General features: G+C 58.9%; 18 protein-coding genes. 5 read left to right on the top strand and 13 right to left on the bottom strand.

Going from position 1 to position 15,054, the window contains the following annotated elements:
- Positions 1–9 precede the first annotated feature (9 nt).
- From BN1130_RS07270 to BN1130_RS07230, 8 genes are all read right to left on the bottom strand, one after another.
- Positions 10–600, bottom strand: coding sequence for an MliC family protein (locus tag BN1130_RS07270; RefSeq protein ID WP_042041134.1), 591 nt, complete (start codon positions 598–600; stop codon positions 10–12).
- Between the two features lie 169 nt (positions 601–769).
- Positions 770–1,375, bottom strand: a complete 606-nt coding sequence (locus BN1130_RS07265) for an NAD(P)H-dependent oxidoreductase (RefSeq protein WP_042041133.1) — start codon at positions 1,373–1,375, stop codon at positions 770–772.
- Positions 1,376–1,429: 54 nt separating this feature from the next.
- The gene (locus BN1130_RS07260) at positions 1,430–1,861 is read right to left on the bottom strand and encodes a MerR family transcriptional regulator (protein WP_042041132.1); all 432 of its coding nucleotides are present in this window, start codon (positions 1,859–1,861) and stop codon (positions 1,430–1,432) included.
- 392 nt (positions 1,862–2,253) lie between these two features.
- Complete coding sequence (locus BN1130_RS07250; protein ID WP_042041130.1) at positions 2,254–2,760, bottom strand: hypothetical protein; 507 nt, start codon at positions 2,758–2,760, stop codon at positions 2,254–2,256.
- Positions 2,761–2,881: 121 nt separating this feature from the next.
- A complete protein-coding gene (locus BN1130_RS07245) occupies positions 2,882–3,229 on the bottom strand; it encodes a hypothetical protein (RefSeq protein ID WP_042041129.1) in 348 nt (115 codons plus the stop codon).
- Positions 3,230–3,379: 150 nt separating this feature from the next.
- On the bottom strand, positions 3,380–3,718 hold the full coding sequence (locus BN1130_RS07240) for a hypothetical protein (RefSeq protein WP_042041128.1): 339 nt from the start codon (positions 3,716–3,718) through the stop codon (positions 3,380–3,382).
- A gap of 275 nt (positions 3,719–3,993) precedes the next feature.
- Positions 3,994–4,422, bottom strand: coding sequence for a VOC family protein (locus BN1130_RS07235; RefSeq protein WP_042041127.1), 429 nt, complete (start codon positions 4,420–4,422; stop codon positions 3,994–3,996).
- A gap of 401 nt (positions 4,423–4,823) precedes the next feature.
- Positions 4,824–5,186 carry a DUF2061 domain-containing protein gene (locus tag BN1130_RS07230; RefSeq protein ID WP_042041126.1) on the bottom strand — a complete coding sequence of 121 codons (363 nt, stop codon included), beginning with the start codon at positions 5,184–5,186 and terminating at the stop codon, positions 4,824–4,826.
- A gap of 180 nt (positions 5,187–5,366) precedes the next feature.
- Between BN1130_RS07230 and BN1130_RS07225 the strand changes: the two genes are divergently transcribed.
- Positions 5,367–5,573: a hypothetical protein gene (locus BN1130_RS07225; protein ID WP_042041125.1), complete on the top strand. Its 207-nt coding sequence runs from the start codon at positions 5,367–5,369 to the stop codon at positions 5,571–5,573.
- A gap of 73 nt (positions 5,574–5,646) precedes the next feature.
- Here the strand turns inward: BN1130_RS07225 and BN1130_RS07220 are convergent, their stop codons facing one another.
- The 3 genes from BN1130_RS07220 to BN1130_RS07210 are packed head-to-tail and all read right to left on the bottom strand — an operon-like array spanning position 5,647 to position 8,859.
- Positions 5,647–6,516, bottom strand: a complete 870-nt coding sequence (locus BN1130_RS07220; RefSeq protein WP_042041124.1) for a 23S rRNA (adenine(2030)-N(6))-methyltransferase RlmJ — start codon at positions 6,514–6,516, stop codon at positions 5,647–5,649.
- Entirely contained in the window at positions 6,510–6,941 is a 432-nt protein-coding gene (locus tag BN1130_RS07215; RefSeq protein WP_042041177.1) for a DUF2390 domain-containing protein, read from the bottom strand. Before BN1130_RS07215 ends, BN1130_RS07220 begins: the two co-directional genes overlap by 7 nt.
- 4 nt (positions 6,942–6,945) lie before the next feature.
- Positions 6,946–8,859 (bottom strand): ABC transporter ATP-binding protein, encoded by a 1,914-nt coding sequence (locus BN1130_RS07210; protein WP_042041123.1) that lies wholly within the window; start codon positions 8,857–8,859, stop codon positions 6,946–6,948.
- Positions 8,860–9,099: 240 nt separating this feature from the next.
- On the opposite strand from BN1130_RS07210, the gene BN1130_RS07205 reads away from it, so the two are divergent.
- Positions 9,100–9,510 carry a CBS domain-containing protein gene (locus BN1130_RS07205; RefSeq protein ID WP_042041122.1) on the top strand — a complete coding sequence of 137 codons (411 nt, stop codon included), beginning with the start codon at positions 9,100–9,102 and terminating at the stop codon, positions 9,508–9,510.
- Positions 9,511–9,607: 97 nt separating this feature from the next.
- Here BN1130_RS07205 and BN1130_RS07200 read toward each other — a convergent pair whose 3' ends face one another.
- The gene (locus BN1130_RS07200) at positions 9,608–10,063 is read right to left on the bottom strand and encodes an NfeD family protein (protein ID WP_042041121.1); all 456 of its coding nucleotides are present in this window, start codon (positions 10,061–10,063) and stop codon (positions 9,608–9,610) included.
- Positions 10,060–10,974, bottom strand: a complete 915-nt coding sequence (locus BN1130_RS07195) for an SPFH domain-containing protein (protein WP_042041119.1) — start codon at positions 10,972–10,974, stop codon at positions 10,060–10,062. The genes BN1130_RS07200 and BN1130_RS07195 overlap by 4 nt, the downstream gene beginning before the upstream one ends.
- 194 nt (positions 10,975–11,168) lie before the next feature.
- On the opposite strand from BN1130_RS07195, the gene cysG reads away from it, so the two are divergent.
- The 3 genes from cysG (at position 11,169) to cysN (ending at position 15,053) form a co-directional block, all read left to right on the top strand.
- Positions 11,169–12,608, top strand: a complete 1,440-nt coding sequence (cysG, locus tag BN1130_RS07190; RefSeq protein WP_042041118.1) for a siroheme synthase CysG — start codon at positions 11,169–11,171, stop codon at positions 12,606–12,608.
- A 67-nt stretch (positions 12,609–12,675) separates the two neighbouring features.
- On the top strand, positions 12,676–13,620 hold the full coding sequence (cysD, locus tag BN1130_RS07185; protein ID WP_224432938.1) for a sulfate adenylyltransferase subunit CysD: 945 nt from the start codon (positions 12,676–12,678) through the stop codon (positions 13,618–13,620).
- Positions 13,621–13,631: 11 nt separating this feature from the next.
- Positions 13,632–15,053, top strand: coding sequence for a sulfate adenylyltransferase subunit CysN (gene cysN / locus BN1130_RS07180; RefSeq protein WP_042041116.1), 1,422 nt, complete (start codon positions 13,632–13,634; stop codon positions 15,051–15,053).
- The last annotated feature ends 1 nt before the right edge of the window (position 15,054 follow it).

Genomic DNA, 15,054 nt, shown 5'->3' with positions numbered 1-15,054 from the left:
GGCGCGGGCCTATTGGCCGCTGAGCCGGCACTGGCGGGCGGGTTGGTCATAGCGCTCCAGCCTGGCTTCGTTTCCCTTGGTCAGCAGCGTGAGATTCTGCCCCTCGTAACGGGCGCCGCTGGCGCTGGGGGCTTCAAAGGCGAGCACCTGCGACTGCTGCGCCCCCTCGCTCAGGTTGATCACGACGGCGGGCCGCTTGGCCTCGTTGTAGAAGTAGGTCGAGAGCCGGATCTCGCCGTCGCACTGGTAGTCAACCGGCGTCGGCACCATCAGCTGGCCGCCTTTTATCTGCAGCTCTGTGATGCGCAACTGGTAGCTCTCCTCCACGCATTGGCGCGAGTCGTTCTCTTTCCAGCACTCGTTGCGCCCCTTGATCCAGCCGCGCTGCATCGCCTTCTCGGTCTTCTGCTGCTCGGCCGACAGCTTGGCCAGCGCCTTGGGATAGAGGGCGGCGAGTTCGTTATCCAGCGCCGCCAGCCCGGCATCCTGGCAGACAAGCTGCTCGGTGGTGCCGTGGGCCTTGGCGCAGTCAAAGGAAGGGGTAGCGGCACTGGCCAGCAGCGGCATCAAGGCGAGGGTGCCAAGCAACATCTTGTTCATCGAAAAGGCTCCAGCAAGAGGGGATTCCCACTTACTACAGCACAAGGGCGCCGGGCCGCCGAGGACTTTTTTACCCCAGGCTCCCTTGCCCGTCTCTCTGGGCCCCGCTTCCGACAACCCTAGTCACCAGGGCCCACAACAGGCAGGCTGCCGTGGCCTTCGTCTGCGCTTATGTGCGCCGCCGCGCCAGCCGCTGCGCATCCTGGCGGGCCGCGGCCGCCGCCCGGCCCAACCAGCGCTGTCGCTCCCGCTCGCTGGCGGTATGGACAGGCCCCAGATGCTGGCGATGAGTCAGCTTGATGCCGCACAGCCCCAGCACGGGCTTGTCGAGGGTGCGCTCGACCGGGGAACCCAGCCACCAGCGGTAGTACCAGAGCGGGCTGTCCATGGTGAGCAGCAGGCGCGCCGTCTTGCCCGCCAGCAGGCGATCCGGGTGCACCTTGCCCTCCTGATAGCGAAAGGCGAAGCCCGAGAGCAGCGTTCTGTCCAGCAAGCCCTTGAGCCGGGCCGGCAGGTGGCCCCACCAGAGGGGGGCGACGATCACCAGATGGTGGGCCTGCTTCAGGCTCTGTTGCAATGCCAGCAGATCGGGCTCGAGGGGCTGCGCCTCGTCATAGCCATGGTGCAGATCCGGCTCGAAGGCGAGCTCCCCCACGTGATGCAGGGTGACCTCTGCGCCGCCCTCCTCGGCGCTGCGGGCATACTCCCGGGCCAAGGCATGGCAGAGACTGTCGGGTTTGGGGTTGCCGTTGATGATAAGCAGTTTGGGTGTCATGGCGTGGCTCCTTGAAGTGAGCCCCCATTACACCCCTTGTCCCATGGGACAGAGTCAAGCCACCTTGTGCGCCCGTCCTGCAAGCCCTTGCTCAACCTGTGGGAGCGGCTCGCTCTGGCCGGGGGCGCCATAGCGGCAGGGGTGCTGCGCCAGCAGCGCGGCGCACTGGGTCAGGGATTGGTGTTGCCCTCGCAGCCTGGCCATCTCTGCCTCTATCTGCGCCAGCTTGCCCGCGATAAGCTGCTCCACCTTCTGCCAGGGAAACTCGGCGAGACTGGTGAGGCCCGCCAGCAAGGGAACCAGCTCGCTCAGCTTGCAGCCGAGCTGCTGAGCCTGGCGAATAAAGCCGACCCACTCCAGATCCTCGGCCCGGTAGACGCGATATTTGCCGCGCCGCCTGGGCTCGGGCAGCAACCCGAGCTGCTCGTAGAGACGGACTGCCTTGGGAGTGGTGCCCGCCAGCCGGGCAAATTCGCCGATATACATGGTGCTGCTCGCAAAGGTTGTTCGAGTAGGGGCTCACTATAGGTCAGTGGCTGGGGGGATTAAATCCCCACAGGGGAGGGGCGCACCGCTGGCGCAGTGCAGAGAGGATAGCTGTGTGGTTCTGTGGCTGCATAGCCGCGTCCCTGGCATGCCGCAGGAGTGGGATATGGCTGAGTGGATCCGTTATGGGCCCGCAACAGGCGCTGGTGGACTGGTGATCGCCATTATAAGCAAATATTGGGTCATTATCGGAAAACCCATAAATTCAGCTTATAGTGGCTCCGGCGAGCCAGACAGGGCCACTAGGTGGCCGAAAAAAGCACTCCAAGGGGATTTCCCGATCCTTGCTTATGTCGTGGCTGGGTTATAGACGATGGTTTGAATACGCTGAGCTATTCGAGCCTACGAGTTACGTAGTACCCAGATTTGTGAGTGATCTGACTGTAACTCAGTTCCATGTCTTCAATAAAATCTTCCGCAATTGTAGGAAATCCATATATGAGAGGTTCACTTTCTATGACCTTGAATAGTTTGTATAGGTAGCTTTTGTTTTTATTTGAAACGTGAACAGCCTCAAATGGTCGGTTCATTATAATTTTTTCATTTAATTCGATGTCACTAATAATGTTGTATTGGTCTCCAGTTATGTCAATTGCAATATCATTGATCTCTAGCCAGTAATGAGTTATATCGTTTTTTCTCCCTGTAGCTGCACTTATACCTTTTATCTCAAGGTCTGGCCATAACATAAGAAAGTGATAGGACAAAAGCATAGAAGATAACTTACAACTCATAATTGGAAAACACTCAATTAGCAGCTTCGTACTTCTCTTGTCACACCTATCAAGTAAATTTCTAAATTCTCGCGCGGCTTCTTTCATTTCGGTGATTTTTGGCACAGGTTCAAATTCCTTCATTATGAATAATATTGCGTTAATTAGATAGAGAACTAGCCGCAATTTCAATGTCACAGTGAGCACTGAAATGGTTTGAACCAATTGTTAGGGTGATTTTTGTACATTAATCTGGGTACGAAACCCTGCCTGTTTCGGTGATACTAATTATATTTTTATTTTGGAGTTCTATAGCAATTTTCTCTTTATCTGCATCAGAGATTCCTCCTTGGAATTGAAACATTGCGCCGATGGAGTTGAGGAGGGTGCTTTTCTTTGCCGGCTTTAGCTTCAGCAGACGTTCAGCGACATAGGTTATGTTGTTTACATCGTTGCCTGGTTCTTCATGCTTCCTTTGTACAGGATACTCCTCTTCTTCTTGCTTTCTTGCTAGTTGAATTAGAAGTTGGGCAAGCCTAAATTTATCTCGGTAGCTAAGTCCTTCGCATTTTTTAGCAATTTCCTCATATTTCATTGCATGTCTCCATACTAATTATTTGTTACTTGTATTTAAAATAATGCCCGCTTAAGTGACTGATAACGCACTGACACTAAATACAACTGTCGTAACCATTGTGGTTCAAAGGGCCTATAAGTGCAGAATGTTGATAGTTTTTCATATTTTTTATGCATCTAGCGCAGTCAGCCAGTAAGAAGAATAGTCTTCACCGTCATAAATAGAAGCGCTCAACTGTTCAATGTTTTTTGAGTCAATTTTAGCTGTACAGTGCAGACTGACCTCTCTGATAGCTGGCAGTAAAAAACAGAGCTCAATTTCATTTAATTTATTAGCTTTATATTCTTTTTCCAGAAAATTCAGTCTCTCATTTACCTGTACTTTGATCTCAGAATACCTTTTAGATATCAAAGATAAATTTTCATGTGAGTTATCAAATAAATCCATTAGTTCAGAAAAATCGCTCTTTAGGATTTCTAATTCTTTTTTTACGTTTTTCTTTGTCATGAATATTCCTCATTGTATGCATAATATTGACTAGATATAAAAGGTACTAATCGGACAATCTGGTCTTCCATATAACACCGCCCACCTTATCAGTGTTATGGGAAGCTTATTTATAATCATAATATTACCGGTTTGACTCTGGAGTCTTTCTGTATTCGCTGCAGTATCGTGCTCAAATTTTAGCGCTGTACAAAATTTAATAAGAAAATTACGACGCTATCATTTTGAACAAAAAGCAGTCATCTCGAGGTGCATTGCGGGGCTCCACCTTATTTCTAAAACCGAATTTCCACCGACTCCGCACTGCGCTTTGCCTCGCCGTGATACACGGCTTCGATATTATTGCCGTCCGGATCGAGGACAAAGGCGGCGTAGTAGCCGGGGTGATAGACCCGCTCACCGGGGGCGCCGTTGTCCTGGCCGCCGTGGGCGAGGGCCGCCTGATAGAAGCGATCCACCATGGCCCTGTCTTGCGCCTGGAAGGCGAGATGATGGCGACCGGTCAGTGTCCCCAGCGCCGCCGGGCTGTCGATTGAGGTGACAAAGAGCTCGTCAGCCCAGAAATAGCCCTCACCCGCGCCGCCTATGGGAATATCGAGGGCGGCCAGCGTGGCGCTGTAAAAGCGCTGGCTGGCAGCCAGGTCCTTCACCACCAGCTGGAGATGGTCGATCAGTCGACCCCGATGCAGTGTTTGCGTTTCCATGCACAGCCTCCACTCAGAAATTCTTGGACAAGAAACCGGTTTGATTGCTGGTTATCGCTTTTGGGCAAGCTACCGCCCCTGAATGTCAGCTTCCAGTGTGCTGCTATTTGGCTGCGCTTGAGGGATGGCATGGCTCATGGGTGACTCCGACGAGGCGTATGTTGCCAATCGGATATGTTAGCGGGTATGGCGCTGAGGGGAAGGGCAGGGTGATGGATTTCTGGGCGGGATCAAAGAATGAGTCGCTATGGCAAGGGATGTGTCGGCGTAGCGAGTCTGTGAGAGGGGGCTATGCCCCCTCATTGGGCTCATGGGGCGGTTTTGCTGACCTCCTTTAGCCAGCAGCAGGGGTTGGCGGCAGCTATAGCCGCTCGTGAGGGGGAAGGGCTGGTCGCCCTCCCTTACGCCAGTGCCAGTTGCTGGCGGGCGCGCCACAGCCGCTCGTGGAAGAAGAAGACGACGGTGTTGATGGCGGGCTCTATCAGCGCCATCACGCCGCCGGTGAGCAACTCGCCGCTCAGCAGGTAGGCGACGGCGAAGGCCACCGAGAAGTGCACCAATGCGAAGCTGCTGGTCTTGGCATTCAGGCTGTGGCCCGGTTTGAATTTGTTCCAGGCCAGATCGTGGAAGTAGAAGGCGACCGTGTTGACGGCAGGCTCGATCAGGGCGATCAGGCTGGCGGTGAGCAGCTCACCGGTCAGCAGGTAAGCCACGGTGAAGGCGACACCGAAGTGCAGGATGGCAAAGCTGATGGTTTTTTTCATGATGGTGTCTCCTCTGGCGATGAGTGCAGTATCCACCACAATCACATCAAATGAAAACTATTCTCATCTATCAACTGGATAGAAAAAGCCTATCGACCGAGGTCGAGACCACCAGATTGGGGACTTGCCTGGGGCTACGGCGACGATAGAGTGTGCCTTTGCCATGAAAAAGGAGCTTTCATGACCATCAATGCCAACATTTATGTGCTGTTCATCTTGCTGCTGATGATCGTCGTCGGCGTCGTGGCCTGGCGACTGGCGCGGCGCAAGAGTCGCCATCCTGTGCTTATCACCTTCCTGTGCGTGCTGCTCTGCCTTGCACCACCCTTCGCCCTGCTGGCGCTGCTCATTTTGGCGCTCTGGCGAGATATGCCGGTCCGGGCCTGAGTCGTCATCCCTGCAACGGCAGACAGAGAAAAGCCCCTTTCGGGGCTTTGTCATGCTTGCGATCGGTGAGGACTCAATCCTCGGCCTTGTTGAGCCACTCCACCTTGTACTGGGCGCCGGCGCCCTGGGCCAGCTTGGCGCACAAGGGTTTCAAGAAGGCTTCTATCTGCTCGGCCAGCATCCAGGGGGGGCTGACGATCAGCATCCCTGAGCCATTCATGCCCCAGTCGCTGGTCTGACCGGCCACTTCCAGCTCGGCGACCAGGACGTTACCGAAGTTCTCCCGTTTGATGGCCCTGAGCATGTCGCGGGACTTGTCCGCCTCCTGCCCCAGGATGGGATACCAGAGGGCATAGATGCCGGTGGCCCAGCGCTTCTGGGCCTTTTTCAGGGTCTCGACCACGGCGAAGTAGTCTTCTTTCAGCTCATAGGGGGGATCGATCAGCACCAGGCCTCGGCGCGGAGTCGGCGGCAGCAGGGCGACCAGTCCCTCGAAGCCGTCGCGATGGTGGACGGCGACGCGAGGGTCATAGCCCATGTTGGCGCGAAGATCCTCCACCTCGTTGTTGTGCAGCTCCATCAGGGCCAGCTTGTCCTGCTCGCGGATAAGGCGGCGCGACAGCTCGGGGGAACCCGGATAGTAGTGCAGCTCGCCGCTGTTTCCTTCTTGAGCGGGGTTCATCTCTTCGATGACGCCAAGATAGGGGGCCATGGCCGCCCAGTCGCTTCGCTCTGCCCACAGCCGCCCTATGCCGTCGGCATACTCGGCCTTCTTCTGGGACCAGTCGCCGCGCAGATCGTACAGGCCACCACCGGCATGGGTATCGAGCACGATGAAGGGTTTGTCCTTCTTCTTGAGAGACTCGATGATCAGGGCCTGTACGGCATGTTTAAGGACGTCGGCATGATTGCCTGCGTGGAAGGCGTGGCGATAGCTCAGCATATTAGATCTCTCAATGGCCCCTGTTCGGCGCCCAATAAAGTCAGGTAGTTCATCAAATTGTGGCCAGGCTCCCGGCGTGGGGGCGAGGCGCGCAGGCATTGCAGCAGCACACCCTGCTGCAACTGTTCCAGCTCCAGTTCATGGGCCAGCATGGCCTGATACTCATCCTCATCCAGCCGCGCCTTGGCGCTTTGGCGCAGGGCGCGCCAGGGGGCGAGCACGGCCTCGGTCTGCATCAGCGCCGGTTGCAGATCGGTGAGATCCACGCTGAGCTCGGCAAGATCCAGCCAGTGCAGCAGCAGGGCCAGGTTGACGTTGCCCCCCTGGTTCTGCACGGTGAGCCAGTCCTGGCTGCGCTGGCCATAGACTTTGCCGCTCCAGTGCCAGAAGCGCAGCGGACTGGGCAGGCCGCTGCCGTCGCTCATCAGATCATTGCTCAAGGAAGGCTGACTCCATGGTTTCCAGCTCTTCGCTGAGCGCCATCCAGGCCATCTCCACCTCTTCCAGCTCCTCCTTGATGGGGCCCTGGGATTTGAGCAGCTCGGAGAGCCGTGCCTTGGCACTCTCTTCGTAGATGGCGGGATCGGCGAGTTGCTCCTCCACGGCGGCCAGCTTGTTCTGCAGTTTCTCCATGCTCGCCTCGAGCTTTTCCAGCTTCTGGCGCAGGGGGCGGGTCGCTTGCCGGAACTCCGCCTCACGCCGTTTCTGATCCTTGCGACCCAGGGCCGAGTTGGCGGTCACCACCCCATCGCCGGGCTTGGCATTGGCCTCTTTTTCCTGTTCGCCGAGCCACTTGTGGTAGTCGTCGAGATCGCCGTCGAACGCTTCGACCCGGCCGCCGTGCACCAGATAGAAGTCATCGGTGGTGGTACGCAGCAGGTGACGGTCGTGGGAAACCACCACCATGGCGCCTTCGAAGCCTTGCAGCGCCATGGTCAGGGCGTGGCGCATCTCCAAGTCCAGGTGGTTGGTCGGTTCATCGAGCAGCAGCAGGTTCGGCTTTTGCCAGGTGACCAGGGCCAGCACCAGTCGGGCCTTCTCGCCACCGGAGAAGGGGGCCACCTTGTCCAGGGCCTTGTCGCCATGGAAGCCGAAGCTGCCCAGATAGTTGCGCAGCTCCTGCTCTGTCTTGTCCGGGGCGAGGCGAACCAGGTGATCGAGGGGGGTGTCGTCCAGACGCAGGGTCTCGAGCTGATGCTGGGCGAAGTAGCCGATGCTGACCCCGGCGCTCACTTCGAGCTTGCCGGACAGTGGCGGATTGGAGCCCGACAGCATCTTGATGAAGGTCGATTTACCGGCGCCGTTGCGCCCCAGCAGGCCGATGCGCGAGCCGGGTACCAGGTTGAGTTTGATTTTCTCGAGGATCACCTTGTCGCCATAACCGGCGCTGAGGTTCTCCATGACGATGAGCGGAGTCGGCAGGGCCGAGGGCTCGCGAAATTCGAAGCTGAATTCGGAATCGGCGTGGGCAGGCAGGATCTTCTCCATCCGCTCCATGGCCTTGAGGCGACTCTGGGCCTGGCGGGCCTTGGAGGCCTTGTAGCGGAATCTGTCCACATACTCCTGCATGTGGGACATCTCCCGCTGCTGCTTCTCATACATGGATTGCTGCTGGGCCAGCTGCTCGGCGCGCTGCAACTCGAAGTCGGAGTAGCCGCCGGTGTATTCGTTCAGGCGACCATTCTCGATGTGGATGATGCGATTGATGACCGAATCGAGAAAATCCCGGTCGTGGGAAATGAGCACCAGCGTGCCCTGATAGCCCTTGAGCCACTTCTCCAGCCAGATGACGGCATCCAAGTCCAGGTGGTTGGTCGGTTCATCGAGCAAGAGCAGATCCGAGCGGCACAGCAGGGCCTGGGCGAGGTTCAGGCGCATGCGCCAGCCACCGGAGAAGCTGCGCACCGGCGAGCCGAGCTGTTCATCGCTAAAGCCCAGGCCGTGCAGCAACTCGGCGGCGCGGGCGCGGATGCTGTAGGCGCCTATGGTGTCGAGCCTGCCGTGCAGCTCGGCCACCAGCAGACCGTCGTCATCCTGCTCGGCCTTGGCGAGCTGGGCTTCGAGGGCGCGAAACTCTTTGTCGCCGTCGATCACATAGTCGAGGGCCGAGCAGTCCAGCGCCGGGGTCTCCTGGGCGACACCGGCTATCTGCCAGCCGACCGGCAGCGAGAAGCTGCCGCTGTCTATGGTGAGTTCACCGCGGATCAGGGCGAAGAAGGTGGATTTGCCACAGCCGTTCTTGCCCACCAGGCCCACTTTGTGGCCCGGATGTATGGTGGCGGAGGCGTTGTCCAGCAGCTTGCGGCCGCCGCGGATCAGTTCGATTTGACTGGCAACTATCATGGGTGGGATCTGCTTGCTCGAGAATGAAGAATAAAACCGGTGCAGATATTACCATGACAGGGATCTGCGCGTGCGGGAACCGGGATAAAACTGACGGGATGTTACGTGAAATGAGGGGGATTTGCACTTGAGCCGACTGGTGCGCAGCCGATAAAGATGTCATAAAAGGGGAGCCTGGGCAGCCTTGCCCCTGGCCCCGCTGTCGGGACAGGTATCCCGGCCCAGGATAAGGAGTCTGCCATGCAGGTTGAAACCATAATGACGACCCGGGTCGTGACCGTTGAGATGGACGACCGCCTGAGCGTCATCAAGGAGATCTTCGAGCAGGCCAATTTTCGCCATTTGTTGGTCATCGAAGAGGGACAGATGATCGGCATCATCTCCGATCGGGATCTGCTTCAGGCACTGAGCCCCTATCTGGACTCTGCCGCGGAGCAGAGCCGCGATACCGAGACCCTCAATCGCCGCGCCCACCAGATCATGACCCGGGATCCGGTCACTGTCTCCTCCCACCAGACCCTGGCCTATGCGGCCCGGCTGATGCTGGACAAGAAGGTCTCCTGCCTGCCGGTGCTGGATCAGGGGCAACTGGTCGGGGTGCTGAGCTGGAAGGATCTGCTCAAGGCCGCGCTCGAGGGTGGCAGCCTCTAGCGCTGTCGCCACTGGCCAACTGGGCACTGGCTCAACAGTCAGCATGACAAAGGGCTCCGTGGAGCCCTTTTTATTGTCTTGTCATTTATCCCGGCGATCAGGGCAGGGGCTCGACCAGCAAGATGTGGGAGTCTGTGCCCACCACCTTGACCCGGCTACCCGCGGCCAGGTTGCTGGCGCAGCGCACCGTCCAGACGGTGTCATCCAGATGCACCCGGCTCATCCCCTGGCTGACATCATCGAGCAGCGTCAGCTCCCGCCCCATGTAGCTCTGCATCCGTTCGTTGATGGGGGCGGCCGCATCGCGGCTCGAGCGGTCGCGCTTGTGCTGCCAGCGCCACCAGGCCCAGGTGGTGATCAGGGATTGCAGGGCGAACAGCAGCAGTTGCCATTGCCAGCCGAAGGGCCAGAGCAGCAACAAGATCCCCACCTCAAGCGCGGCTATGCCTGTCCAGAGCAGGAAGCCGACCGAACCCAGCACCTCGATGGCGAGCAGCGCGAAGCCAAGCCCCAGCCAGTGCCAATGGGTCAGGCCTGCCAGCAGTTCGATCATTTTTTCTCGCCCTTGTTGAACAGCTCTGCCATGCCGGCTATCGAGCCTATCAGGCTGCCCGCTTCCAGCGGCATCATGATGATCTTGCTGTTGGGGCCTTCACCGATCCGGGCCAGGGCCTCGGTATATTTCTGGGCGACGAAGTAGTTGACCGCCTGCATGTCCCCCTCGGCGATAGCCCGGGAGACCATCTGGGTTGCCTTGGCTTCCGCCTCGGCGGCCCGTTCCCGCGCCTCGGCGGCGAGGAAGGCGGCCTGGCGTTCCCCCTCGGCCTTGAGGATCTGGGACTGCTTCTCCCCTTCCGCTTTCAGGATCTTGGACTGACGCACCCCTTCGGCTTCAAGCACCTCGGCCCGTTTCTGGCGTTCTGCCTTCATCTGGGCATTCATGGCTTCGACCAGAGCCATGGGGGGACGCACATCCTTGATCTCTATCCGGGTCACCTTGATGCCCCAGGGGGCGGTGGCGGCATCCATGGTGCGCAGCAGCTTCTCGTTGATGGTGTCGCGCTGGGAGAGCATCTCGTCCAGCTCCATGGCACCGAGCACGGTCCGCATATTGGTCATGGTGAGATTGCGGATGGCGCTGGTGAGATCGTTGACCTCATAGGCCGCCTTACGGGCATCGACGACCTGCACGAAGCTGATGGCGTCTATGGTGACGTTGGCGTTATCCCGGGAGATCACCTCCTGGGCGGCGATGTCGAGCACCTGTTCCATCATGATGATCTTGTGGCCGACGCGGTCCACATAGGGGATCAGCAGATTGAGGCCGGGGGAGAGGGTGCGGGTGTAACGGCCGAAGCGTTCCACGGTCCAGTTGAAGCCTTGGGGCACTATCTTGATGCCAGCCCCCAGGGTCGCTATCACCAAGAAGACAAAAATCCCTAGGACTATCAGTGACTCATTCATTATCAGCTCCTTATGAAACACAGTGCGCTAGCCTATGCCTTCGCCTGAAACACCACAAGCTTAGGTTTATTCTGACTCGCCCAGCTGTCGTTTTAATTACCAAAACGTCTTAAAAAGCATTTTTTATTATTTTGAGGGATAAGTAAGCCTGCCTATAGTCCCCTGAGTTAAGCAGTATTGAGGGATGCGTCGAGATGGATTACTTACCTATGTTTGCCAAGTTGGAAGGCCGCCCGGTACTGCTGGTGGGTGGGGGCGAGGTTGCCCTGCGCAAGGCGCGCCTGCTGCTGGCCGCGGGTGCCAGAGTGACGCTGGTTTCCCCTCTTCTCGCCACTGAATTTGATGAACTGGCGGGCCGTTTCAACCATCTGCCAGTGCGGTTTGAGCCCGCCCATCTTGCGGGGCAACTGCTGGTGGTGGCCGCCACCGACGATAACGAGGTCAACGTCCTCGTCTATGAGAGCGCCACCGAGCTGGGTCTGTTCGTCAATGTGGTCGATGACCCCGCCCGCTCCAGCTTCATCTTCCCCTCCATCATAGACAGGTCTCCCATCATGGTGGCCGTCTCCAGCGGCGGCAAGGCCCCGGTGCTGGTGCGTCTGTTGCGCGAGCGGCTCGAGAGCCTGCTGCCCCGCCATCTGGGTGGCTTGGCCGAGCTCTCTGGCCGAGTGCGTGAGCGTGCCAAGCAGCTGCTTGGGTCACTCTCGGATCGCCGCCGCTTCTGGGAGCGGGCCTTCGCCTCCAATGCCCTGGCGGGGCTTATCGAGAAGCAGGATTGGCAAAGTGCCGAGGCTTGGCTCAATGAGGGGCTGGACAAGGCGCAGCGGGAGCTGGGCGAGGTGGTGCTGGTCGGTGCCGGCCCCGGCGATCCTGGCCTGCTCACCCTCAAGGGCTTGCAGCAGATCCAGCAGGCGGAAGTGGTGCTCTACGACCAGCTGGTCTCCCCCGAGATCCTGGATCTGGTGCGCCGTGATGCCACCCTGATCTCGGTGGGCAAGAAGGCGGGCGATCACAGCGTGCCCCAGGAGGAGACCAATCGCCTGCTGGTGCAATACGCCAAGGCGGGCAACCGGGTGGTGCGGCTCAAGGGTGGCGATCCCTTCATGTTCGGTCGCGGCGGCGAGGAGCTGGAAGTGCTGGCAGACGAGGGGATCCCTTTCTCCGTGGTGCCCGGCATCACGGCAGCCGCCGGCGCCACCGCCTATGCGGGCATACCGCTCACTCACCGCGACCATGCCCAGAGCGCCGTCTTCATCACCGGTCACTGCCAGAAAGCGGGCCAGGAGCCCGACTGGCAGCAGCTCGCGGCCACCAACCAGACCCTGGTGATTTACATGGGGCTGATGCGCTCCGAACACATTCAGCAGCAGCTGATTGACCATGGCCGCAAGGCTCAGACGCCGATCGCCATCATAGAGCGCGGCACCCAGGCCCGGCAGAAGGTGTTGACCGGCACCCTGGGGGAGTTGGCCTGCTTGGCTCAGCGGGCGGCAAGCCCCTCCCTCATCGTCATCGGCGAGGTGGTGTCACTGCGCGACCGACTCGCCTGGTTTGGCGAGAAAAGTGGTGAGAAAAGTGCAGAGACAAACGATGAGCCAAGTGGCAACGATCTGAAACTGGTCAGCCTGGCCTGACCCTGACAGACCCGATTTGATTTGCCGGTGAGGCGCGAGCCTTATCGAACTGAACCCGAACCGCGCTCTGACCAAGCGCGTTAGCCAGACCAGAGGACCCGACATGGACCGTGAAAGATTGACTCATTTGCAGCAACTGGAAGCCGAGAGCATCCATATCATCCGCGAGGTGGCTGCCGAATTTGAAAACCCGGTGATGATGTACTCCATCGGCAAGGACTCCTCCGTCATGCTGCACCTGGCCCGCAAGGCCTTCTATCCGGGCAAGATCCCCTTCCCCTTGCTGCACGTGGACACCAACTGGAAGTTCAAGGAGATGATCAAGTTCCGGGACGAGACCGCCAAGAAGTACGGGCTGGATCTCATCGTCCACAAGAACCCGGATGGCCTGGCCATGGACATCAACCCCTTCGTGCACGGCAGCGGCAAGCACACCGACATCATGAAGACCGAGGGGCTCAAGCAGGCGCTCAACAAGTACGGTTTCGATGCCGCCTTCGGTGGTGCGCGCCGGGACGAAGAGAAATCCCGGGCCAAGGAGCGGGTCTACTCCTTCCGTGACAAGTCCCACCGCTGGGATCCGAAAAACCAGCGGCCGGAGCTGTGGCGGGTCTACAACAGCCAGGTCAACAAGGGGGAGAGCATCCGGGTCTTCCCGCTCTCCAACTGGACCGAGCTGGACATCTGGCAATACATCTATCTCGAGAACATCGACATAGTGCCGCTCTACTTTGCCGCCATGCGCCCCGTGGTGGAGCGCAGTGGCATCAAGATCATGGTGGATGACGAGCGCATGCCCATAGGCCCGGATGACGAGGTGAAGCAGGAGCTGGTGCGCTTCCGCACCCTGGGTTGCTACCCGCTGACCGGTGCCATCGAGTCCGATGCCACCACCTTGCCGGAGATCATCGAGGAGATGCTGCTCACCACCTCGAGCGAGCGGCAGGGACGATTGATTGACCACGATCAGGCCGGCTCCATGGAGCAGAAGAAGCGTCAGGGATATTTCTAAGGAATCGCATCATGAACAACCATATTCAGACCGCCATCAGCGAACAGGGCATTGAAGCCTACTTGCACGCCCAGCAACACAAGAGCCTGCTGCGCTTTCTCACCTGCGGCAGCGTGGACGACGGCAAGAGCACCCTCATCGGTCGCCTGCTGCATGACTCCCAGCAGATCTATGAAGATCAGCTCAAAGCCCTGGAGTCCGACAGCCAGAAGCTCGGCACCACAGGCGAGAAACTCGATCTGGCGCTGCTGGTGGATGGTTTGCAGGCGGAGCGCGAGCAGGGCATCACCATAGACGTCGCCTATCGCTATTTCTCCACCGCCAAGCGCAAGTTCATCATCTCGGATACCCCGGGCCACGAGCAGTACACCCGCAACATGGCGACCGGTGCCTCCACCTGCGATCTGGCCATCATCCTGATCGACGCCCGCAAGGGGGTGCTGGATCAGACCCGTCGCCACAGCTTTATCGCCAGCCTGCTCGGCATCAAGCAGTTCGTGGTGGCGGTCAACAAGATGGATCTGGTGGAGTTCAGCCAGGAGGTGTTCGATCGCATCAGTAGCGATTACCGCGAATTCGCCAAGAAGCTCGCTGTGGATTCTATTCAGCTAGTGCCGGTCTCCGCCCTGGACGGGGACAACGTGGTCAATGCGAGCGACAAGCTGGCCTGGTATCAGGGCGAGACCCTGCTCTCCTTGCTGGAGAGCGCCGAGGTGGAGCGCGAGCTGGAACGCCACCCGGTGCGCCTGCCGGTGCAGTATGTCAGCCGTCCCAACCTCGATTTTCGCGGCTTCGCGGGTACCCTGGCCTCCGGCATCCTGCGAGTCGGCGACACCTTGGCGGTGTTGCCATCCGGCAAGCAGAGCACTGTGAAGCGCATCGTCACCTTCGACGGCGATCTGGAATATGCCCTGCCGGGTCAGGCCATCACAGTCACCTTTGCCGATGAAATAGACATCAGTCGCGGCGACCTGCTGGTGGATGCCGCGAGGCAGCCCCGGGTGACCCAGAACGTGCTGGCCCACATCGTCTGGATGGGGGAGGAGTCCCTGCAGCCGGGCCGGGTCTACGACATCAAGCTGGCCACCAAGAAGACTCGGGGTCAGGTCGAGGTCGTGCGCCACCGCATCGAGATCAACAAGCTCGACGAGCTGGCGGCTTCCGAGCTCAAGCTCAATGAGATCGGCCTGTGCGAGCTGAGCCTGACCGACCCGGTGGCGTTCGACCCCTACACGGATATCCGCGACACCGGCAGCTTCATCCTCATTGACCGGTTGACCAACGTCACCGTCGGCGCAGGCATGATAGTGGAAGGACTGGCCGCAAAAGCGGTGGCAGGCCAGTACAGCGAGTTTGAAGTTGAATTCAATGCCCTGGTACGCAAGCACTTCCCGCACTGGCAGGCGCTGACCATCGCCAACGGCAAGGAGTAAG

It is taken from the genome of Aeromonas rivuli (genome assembly GCF_000820045.1).
Taxonomy (GTDB): domain Bacteria; phylum Pseudomonadota; class Gammaproteobacteria; order Enterobacterales; family Aeromonadaceae; genus Aeromonas; species Aeromonas rivuli.
This window is presented reverse-complemented; position numbering and strand designations above follow the sequence as displayed.

What these genes read in the sequence shown, in the direction of transcription:
- cysG (WP_042041118.1), top strand. Translation starts at nt 11,169, where the DNA reads ATGGATTACTTACCTATGTTTGCCAAGTTGGAAGGCCGCCCGGTACTG.
- BN1130_RS07235 (WP_042041127.1), bottom strand. Translation starts at nt 4,422, where the DNA reads ATGGAAACGCAAACACTGCATCGGGGTCGACTGATCGACCATCTCCAG.
- BN1130_RS07220 (WP_042041124.1), bottom strand. Translation starts at nt 6,516, where the DNA reads ATGCTGAGCTATCGCCACGCCTTCCACGCAGGCAATCATGCCGACGTC.
- BN1130_RS07200 (WP_042041121.1), bottom strand. Translation starts at nt 10,063, where the DNA reads ATGATCGAACTGCTGGCAGGCCTGACCCATTGGCACTGGCTGGGGCTT.
- BN1130_RS07245 (WP_042041129.1), bottom strand. Translation starts at nt 3,229, where the DNA reads ATGAAATATGAGGAAATTGCTAAAAAATGCGAAGGACTTAGCTACCGA.
- BN1130_RS07265 (WP_042041133.1), bottom strand. Translation starts at nt 1,375, where the DNA reads ATGACACCCAAACTGCTTATCATCAACGGCAACCCCAAACCCGACAGT.
- BN1130_RS07240 (WP_042041128.1), bottom strand. Translation starts at nt 3,718, where the DNA reads ATGACAAAGAAAAACGTAAAAAAAGAATTAGAAATCCTAAAGAGCGAT.
- BN1130_RS07210 (WP_042041123.1), bottom strand. Translation starts at nt 8,859, where the DNA reads ATGATAGTTGCCAGTCAAATCGAACTGATCCGCGGCGGCCGCAAGCTG.
- BN1130_RS07205 (WP_042041122.1), top strand. Translation starts at nt 9,100, where the DNA reads ATGCAGGTTGAAACCATAATGACGACCCGGGTCGTGACCGTTGAGATG.
- BN1130_RS07195 (WP_042041119.1), bottom strand. Translation starts at nt 10,974, where the DNA reads ATGAATGAGTCACTGATAGTCCTAGGGATTTTTGTCTTCTTGGTGATA.
- BN1130_RS07215 (WP_042041177.1), bottom strand. Translation starts at nt 6,941, where the DNA reads ATGAGCGACGGCAGCGGCCTGCCCAGTCCGCTGCGCTTCTGGCACTGG.
- BN1130_RS07260 (WP_042041132.1), bottom strand. Translation starts at nt 1,861, where the DNA reads ATGTATATCGGCGAATTTGCCCGGCTGGCGGGCACCACTCCCAAGGCA.
- cysN (WP_042041116.1), top strand. Translation starts at nt 13,632, where the DNA reads ATGAACAACCATATTCAGACCGCCATCAGCGAACAGGGCATTGAAGCC.
- BN1130_RS07230 (WP_042041126.1), bottom strand. Translation starts at nt 5,186, where the DNA reads ATGAAAAAAACCATCAGCTTTGCCATCCTGCACTTCGGTGTCGCCTTC.
- BN1130_RS07225 (WP_042041125.1), top strand. Translation starts at nt 5,367, where the DNA reads ATGACCATCAATGCCAACATTTATGTGCTGTTCATCTTGCTGCTGATG.
- BN1130_RS07270 (WP_042041134.1), bottom strand. Translation starts at nt 600, where the DNA reads ATGAACAAGATGTTGCTTGGCACCCTCGCCTTGATGCCGCTGCTGGCC.